7 protein-coding genes are annotated in these 5,585 nt (G+C 67.3%); 6 read left to right on the top strand and 1 reads right to left on the bottom strand.

All coding sequences use genetic code 11. From position 1 onward, the window contains the following. Positions 1–98: 98 nt before the first annotated feature. A complete protein-coding gene (locus tag QOC69_RS14825) occupies positions 99–269 on the top strand; it encodes a hypothetical protein (RefSeq protein WP_526440755.1) in 171 nt (56 codons plus the stop codon). Between the two features lie 12 nt (positions 270–281). On the opposite strand, the gene QOC69_RS14820 is transcribed toward QOC69_RS14825, so the two are convergent. After that, positions 282–1,241, bottom strand: coding sequence for a helix-turn-helix transcriptional regulator (locus QOC69_RS14820; RefSeq protein WP_526440753.1), 960 nt, complete (start codon positions 1,239–1,241; stop codon positions 282–284). A 61-nt stretch (positions 1,242–1,302) separates the two neighbouring features. On the opposite strand from QOC69_RS14820, the gene QOC69_RS14815 reads away from it, so the two are divergent. The 5 genes from QOC69_RS14815 to QOC69_RS14795 form a co-directional block, all read left to right on the top strand. Then, a complete protein-coding gene (locus tag QOC69_RS14815; protein ID WP_526440751.1) occupies positions 1,303–1,842 on the top strand; it encodes a DinB family protein in 540 nt (179 codons plus the stop codon). Between the two features lie 2 nt (positions 1,843–1,844). After that, complete coding sequence (locus QOC69_RS14810; protein WP_526440749.1) at positions 1,845–2,444, top strand: DinB family protein; 600 nt, start codon at positions 1,845–1,847, stop codon at positions 2,442–2,444. Positions 2,445–2,452: 8 nt separating this feature from the next. Beyond that, a complete protein-coding gene (locus tag QOC69_RS14805) occupies positions 2,453–3,358 on the top strand; it encodes an alpha/beta fold hydrolase (RefSeq protein ID WP_526440757.1) in 906 nt (301 codons plus the stop codon). A gap of 84 nt (positions 3,359–3,442) precedes the next feature. Next, positions 3,443–4,801, top strand: a complete 1,359-nt coding sequence (locus QOC69_RS14800) for an ABC1 kinase family protein (RefSeq protein ID WP_526440747.1) — start codon at positions 3,443–3,445, stop codon at positions 4,799–4,801. Positions 4,802–4,804: 3 nt separating this feature from the next. Next, the coding region (locus tag QOC69_RS14795; protein WP_526440745.1) for an alpha/beta fold hydrolase at positions 4,805–5,585 on the top strand (781 nt) is incomplete at its 3' end.

Genomic DNA, 5,585 nt, shown 5'->3' with positions numbered 1-5,585 from the left:
GTATCGGTGTCATTGGGCAGCAATTCATTTCACCGACAACCAGGCGCCCCCGTGCGTCCGCTGCCGATACCCTGAAGATGTGTCACAGTGGAATCACTGTGAATGACGACCTGAGACCGCCGAGGGGCGCGCCCGCGTGGCGCGACCCGTTGTCGCTGTCGTTCCAGGCCCACCGCCGCGTTCTCCTGCTGCGGCTGCGCTGGCATGCCTCGGCGGCCGACCGCCGCACCAAGCGGGTACCGCGACGTCACCTGGGACCGCGACGCTGAATCGGCCGAGACCTACGTTCGCGCAACCGCGCGGCCGAGGCGATCGGCGACCACCCGGACGGCTTCGGCCACCTCGGGCGGCGAGAGGACCTCGAACTCGTACCCCGGCATGCCCAGGTACAGCACCATCCGCTCGGGGTCGTCGGCCCCGGTGGTGACGATGCACGCGTCCGTTCCGTCGGGCTCGATCTCGACCGATGTCGGCGGGAACACCTGCGCGATCTGTTCCTGCGTTGCGCGGTAGCGGACTCGCGCGGTGAACCGATAGGGCGAGGACGAGATCGACCGCCGCACGTAGCTGGCGGCGTCGGGTGCCTGCCGCGGGGTGAACGTGCTGCCGAGTGCCCGCACGTCAGCCATGCGGTCCAACCGCAGGCTGCGCCAGTCCTCGCGGTCGCGGTCGTAGGCCATGAGGTACCAGCGGCGACCGGTGGTGACCAGCTGATAGGGCTCGAGCCGGCGTTGCGTCGCGTTGCCGTGTAGATCGACGTAACCGGCGTTGACGTGTTCGTGGTCGCGGCTGGCGCGCGCGAGCGTCATCAGGACGTCGGGCTCCACGGGCGAGTCGGATTGGTTGGACGTCAGCGTCACGGTCGTGTCGTGCACGGCCGACACCTGCGACCGCAGCCGTGCGGGCATCACCTGGTCGAGCTTCGACAGCGCCCGCAGCGCCGACTCCCCCACGCCCGCCACGCTGCCCCCTGCGGCCAGCCGCAGGCAGACGGCCATCGCGACGGCCTCGTCGGGGTCGAGGAGCAGGGGCGGCAACGCCGCACCCGCGCCGAGCTGATACCCGCCGCCGTGCCCCTTGCTGGCGTGCACGGGATATCCCAGGTCACGCAGGCGCTCGACGTCGCGACGCACGCTGCGGGTGGTGACGCCGAGCCGGTCGGAAAGTTCCTCGCCCGTCCACACCCGTCGCCCTTGCAACAGACCGAGCAGCTGCAGCACCCGGCTGGTCGTTTCGGACATGCCAAGAGTCTGCCGCACTCTTAGGACCGATTCTGTCCTATATGGATGACAGGCTCATCTCATGAGTACGACGACAGCCCACCTGACCACTCAATTGGCCGATCAGCTCGACTGGCACTGGCGCAATCAGTTGCGCCCGCGCCTCGACGGCCTCACCGACGACGAGTACTTCTGGGAACCGGTGCCGGACTGCTGGACCTTGCACCCCGACGGGACCATCGACTTCGCGTACCCGCCCCCGAAGCCGGAGCCGGTCACGACGATCGCCTGGCGGATGGCGCACGTCATCGTCGGAGTCCTGGCGATGCGCGCCCACTCGCACTTCGACGGACCACCGGCCGACTACCAGACCTGGAACTACGCGGGAGACGCCGCGACCGCCCTGCGCCAGTTGGACGACGCCTACGCCGACTGGATGGCGGGCGTACAGCACCTGACTACCGAGGACCTCGCGAAACCGATCGGACCCGCCGAAGGACCGTGGGCCGACAAGCCGATGCTCGACCTGGTGCTGCACATCAACCGCGAAGTCATCCACCACGGCGCCGAAATCGCGCTGCTGCGAGACCTTTACGCCCACACCAACAACAAGGAGAACTGAACATGCCGGGACAAGCCCCCATCGTCGGCGACGAGCGCGACGCCCTGCGGGTATTCGTCGAGTACCACCAGAGCTCGTATCCCGCCCTGGCGTTCGGCCTCACCGACGATCAGGCCCGCACCAAGCCGACGGTGAGTGCGCTGTCGATCGGCGGGCTCATCAAGCACGCCACCGGCGTACAGCGCGGGTGGATGGAACGGGTCGAGGCGGCGCCGGCCTTTCCGCCGCAGGACACCCGCTCGTTCGACGAGATCGTTGCCGCCTATCACGACGAGTACGTCATGGGCGAAGACGAAACCTTGGCGGAGCTCCTGGACAAGTTCAAGGCACAGAACGCCGAGACGCTGCGAATCTTGGACTCGGCCGACCTGGACACGCCGGTACCGGTGCCGCCGGACGTGCCGTGGTTTCCCAAGGACATCGACAACTGGACCGTGCGCTGGGTGATCCACCATCTGATCAACGAGCTGGCCCGGCATGCCGGTCAGGCCGACATCATCCGCGAGTCCATCGATGGTGCAACGCTTTACGACCTGATCGCCGGGGTCGAAGGCTGGGAGGAGACCGAGTGGGTCAAGCCTTGGAAGCCGGCCGGGGTGTAGACAGGGGCATGCGCACCCGGAGCGGAACGGCGGTCAGCGGCGAGGGAGTCGAGATCTTCTACGAAGACCTCGGCGATCCCGCAGACCCGCCGGTCCTGCTCATCATGGGCGTCGGTGCGCAGCTCCCGATGTGGCCGGACGGCTTCTGCGAGCTGCTGCTGCAGCGCGGGTTCCGGGTGATCCGGTTCGACCACCGCGACATCGGCCTGTCGACGAAGATGGCCGGGCAAAGAGCTGACGGGTCGGTGTACGCCCGCGTCGTCCGGTACGCGCTCGGGCGCAGCAGCCCGGTGCCGTACACGCTCGTCGACATGGCCGAAGATGCCCGCAGCCTCCTCGATCATCTTCGGATCGACCGGGCGCACGTCGTCGGCGCGTCCATGGGCGGGATGATCGCGCAGGTGCTCGCGGGCAGCCATCCCGACCGGGTTGCCTCGCTGGCGCTACTGATGACGAGTTCGGGCAAGCCGTTGTCGGCGCTGCCGCGCTGGCGGGTGATCAAGCTGGCGTTCGACCCGCCGGCCAAGGACGCTCCGCCGGAGGACAAGGTCGCCTTCGAGGTCCGCAACATCTCGATCATCAACGGCCCGAATTTCCTTCCGCCCGTTGACCAATTGCGCCGCCGTGTCGAGGAGCTCACCGCCCGCAGCGACTACCCGCAGGGCATGCTGCGCCAGTTCGATGCGATCCTCGGCACCGGCAGCCTGCTGAACTACACGCGGCGCATCGCGGCGCCGACCGTCGTCATCCACGGCTCGAAGGACCCGATGATGCGTCCCCGCAACGGCCGCAACCTTGCCCGCGTCATCGACGGCGCACGCTACGTCGTGGTCGACGGCATGGGCCACGACCTGCCCGGACCGGTGTGGCGTCCGGTCGTCGAGTCGCTCACCGAGAACTTCGGGACCGACTGATTCTCGGCGCGAAATGACGCCACCGCGGGTGTGACCCAGTCCACACCTTCTTCCCCTCACCTCTGCTTTTGAGACACTGCAGGTATGAACACTCCGCCCCCGAAAGCCAAGCACCGCGAGGTAGCCCGACTGGATCGGGTGCCGTTGCCAGTCGAAGCCGCCCGCATCGGCGTGACGGGTTGGCAGATCACCCGCACCGGCGCACGGGTCGTCTCCAACCTGATCGGACGCGGTTCACTGCAGCAGAAGGTCCTCAAGCAGATCCCCCAGACGTTTTCCGATCTAGGCCCGACGTACGTCAAGTTCGGCCAGATCATCGCATCGAGTCCTGGCGCGTTCGGCGAGCAGATGTCGCGGGAGTTCCGCAGCCTGCTGGACCGGGTGCCGCCCGCCGACACGAACGAAGTGCACGAGCTGTTCAAGGAGGAACTCGGCGACGACCCGTCGAATCTGTTCGCCACGTTCGACGACGAGCCGTTCGCCTCGGCGTCCATCGCCCAGGTGCACTACGCGACGCTGCACAGTGGAGAGGAGGTGGTGGTCAAGATCCAACGGCCGGGGATCCGCCGTCGGGTGGCCGCCGATCTACAGATCCTCAAGCGCGGCGCCCAACTCGTCGAGCTGGCCAAGCTGGGCCGCCGGCTGTCCGCCCAGGACGTCGTCGCCGACTTCGCCGACAACCTCGCCGAGGAGCTCGACTTCCGGCTCGAGGCGCAGTCGATGGACGCCTGGGTGTCGCACATGCATGCCTCGCCGCTCGGCAAGAACATCCGCGTGCCTCAGGTCTACTGGGACCTGACCACCGAGAAGGTCCTGACGATGGAGCGCATCCAGGGCGTCCGGATCGACGACGTGGCGGCCATCCGAAAGGCCGGCTTCGACGGCACCGAGCTGGTGAAGGCGTTGCTGTTCAGCGTGTTCGAGGGCGGCCTGCGACATGGGCTGTTCCACGGCGACCTGCACGCAGGCAACCTCTACGTCGACGACGACGGCAAGATCGTCTTCTTCGACTTCGGCATCATGGGCCGCGTCGACCCACGCACCCGCTGGCTGCTGCGCGAGCTGGTCTACGCCCTGCTGGTCACGAAGGACCACGCCGCGGCGGGCAAGATCGTCGTGCTGATGGGCGCCGTCGGCAACGTGAAACCGGAGGCTCAGGCCGCCAAGGATCTGGAGAAGTTCGCCACCCCGCTCACGACGAAGTCGTTGGGCGACTTGGGTTATGCCGAGATCGGCAAGCAGCTTTCCGCATTGGCCGACGCCTACGACGTCAAGCTGCCGCGCGAACTGGTGCTCATCGGCAAGCAGTTCCTCTACGTCGAGCGCTACATGAAGCTGCTCGCGCCGAAGTGGCAGATGATGTCCGACCCACAGCTGACTGGGTACTTCGCCAACTTCATGGTCGAGGTCAGCCGCGAACACACCGACGAGCTCGAGGTCTGAGACGTGGAGATCCGCACGGGCACCGCACGATCGGGCGATCTGGACATCTACTACGAGGACATGGGCGACAGAGGTGACCCCGCCGTCCTGCTCATCATGGGTCTCGGCGCTCAACTGCTGTTGTGGCGCACGGGATTCTGCGAGCGCCTGGTGAATCAGGGCTTGCGCGTCATCCGCTACGACAACCGCGACGTCGGCCTATCCAGCAAGCTCGACGGCATGCACACCGGCGCCAAGCTGCTTCCGCGGATGGCGCGCTCCTACCTGGGCAAGCGCAGCGAATCCGTGTACACGCTGGAGAACATGGCCGACGACGCGGCCGCGCTGCTCGACCACCTTCAGATCGAGAAGGCGCACATCGTCGGCGGCTCGATGGGCGGCATGATCGCCCAGGTCGTCGCGGCCCGCTACCAGCACCGCACCAAGACGCTAGCGGTGATCTTCTCCAGCAACAACCAGCCATTGCTGCCGCCACCCGGCCCCAGGCAACTCCGCGCCATCACCACCCGGCCGAAGGACACCTCGCGCGAGGGGATCCTCGCCAACGCGGTGGCGGTCAGCAGGATCATCGGCAGCCCCGGCTACCCGGCCCCGGAGGAGCAGGTGCTCGCGGACGCCGCCGAAGGCTACGACCGGTCCTACTACCCCGCCGGAGTTGGCCGTCACTTCAGCGCCATCATGGGCAGCGGCAGCCTGCAGCACTACGACAAGCTGATCACCGCGCCGACGGTGGTGATCCACGGCCGCGCCGACAAGCTGATGCGCCCGAGCGGGGGCCGCGCCG

This window comes from Mycobacterium sp., from assembly GCF_032162105.1.
GTDB lineage: Bacteria > Actinomycetota > Actinomycetes > Mycobacteriales > Mycobacteriaceae > Mycobacterium.
The sequence above is the reverse complement of the archived record's forward strand: the minus strand, read 5'-3'. Positions and strand labels throughout refer to the sequence as shown.

What these genes read in the sequence shown, in the direction of transcription:
- QOC69_RS14805 (WP_526440757.1), top strand. Translation starts at nt 2,453, where the DNA reads ATGCGCACCCGGAGCGGAACGGCGGTCAGCGGCGAGGGAGTCGAGATC.
- QOC69_RS14800 (WP_526440747.1), top strand. Translation starts at nt 3,443, where the DNA reads ATGAACACTCCGCCCCCGAAAGCCAAGCACCGCGAGGTAGCCCGACTG.
- QOC69_RS14810 (WP_526440749.1), top strand. Translation starts at nt 1,845, where the DNA reads ATGCCGGGACAAGCCCCCATCGTCGGCGACGAGCGCGACGCCCTGCGG.
- QOC69_RS14815 (WP_526440751.1), top strand. Translation starts at nt 1,303, where the DNA reads ATGAGTACGACGACAGCCCACCTGACCACTCAATTGGCCGATCAGCTC.
- QOC69_RS14820 (WP_526440753.1), bottom strand. Translation starts at nt 1,241, where the DNA reads ATGTCCGAAACGACCAGCCGGGTGCTGCAGCTGCTCGGTCTGTTGCAA.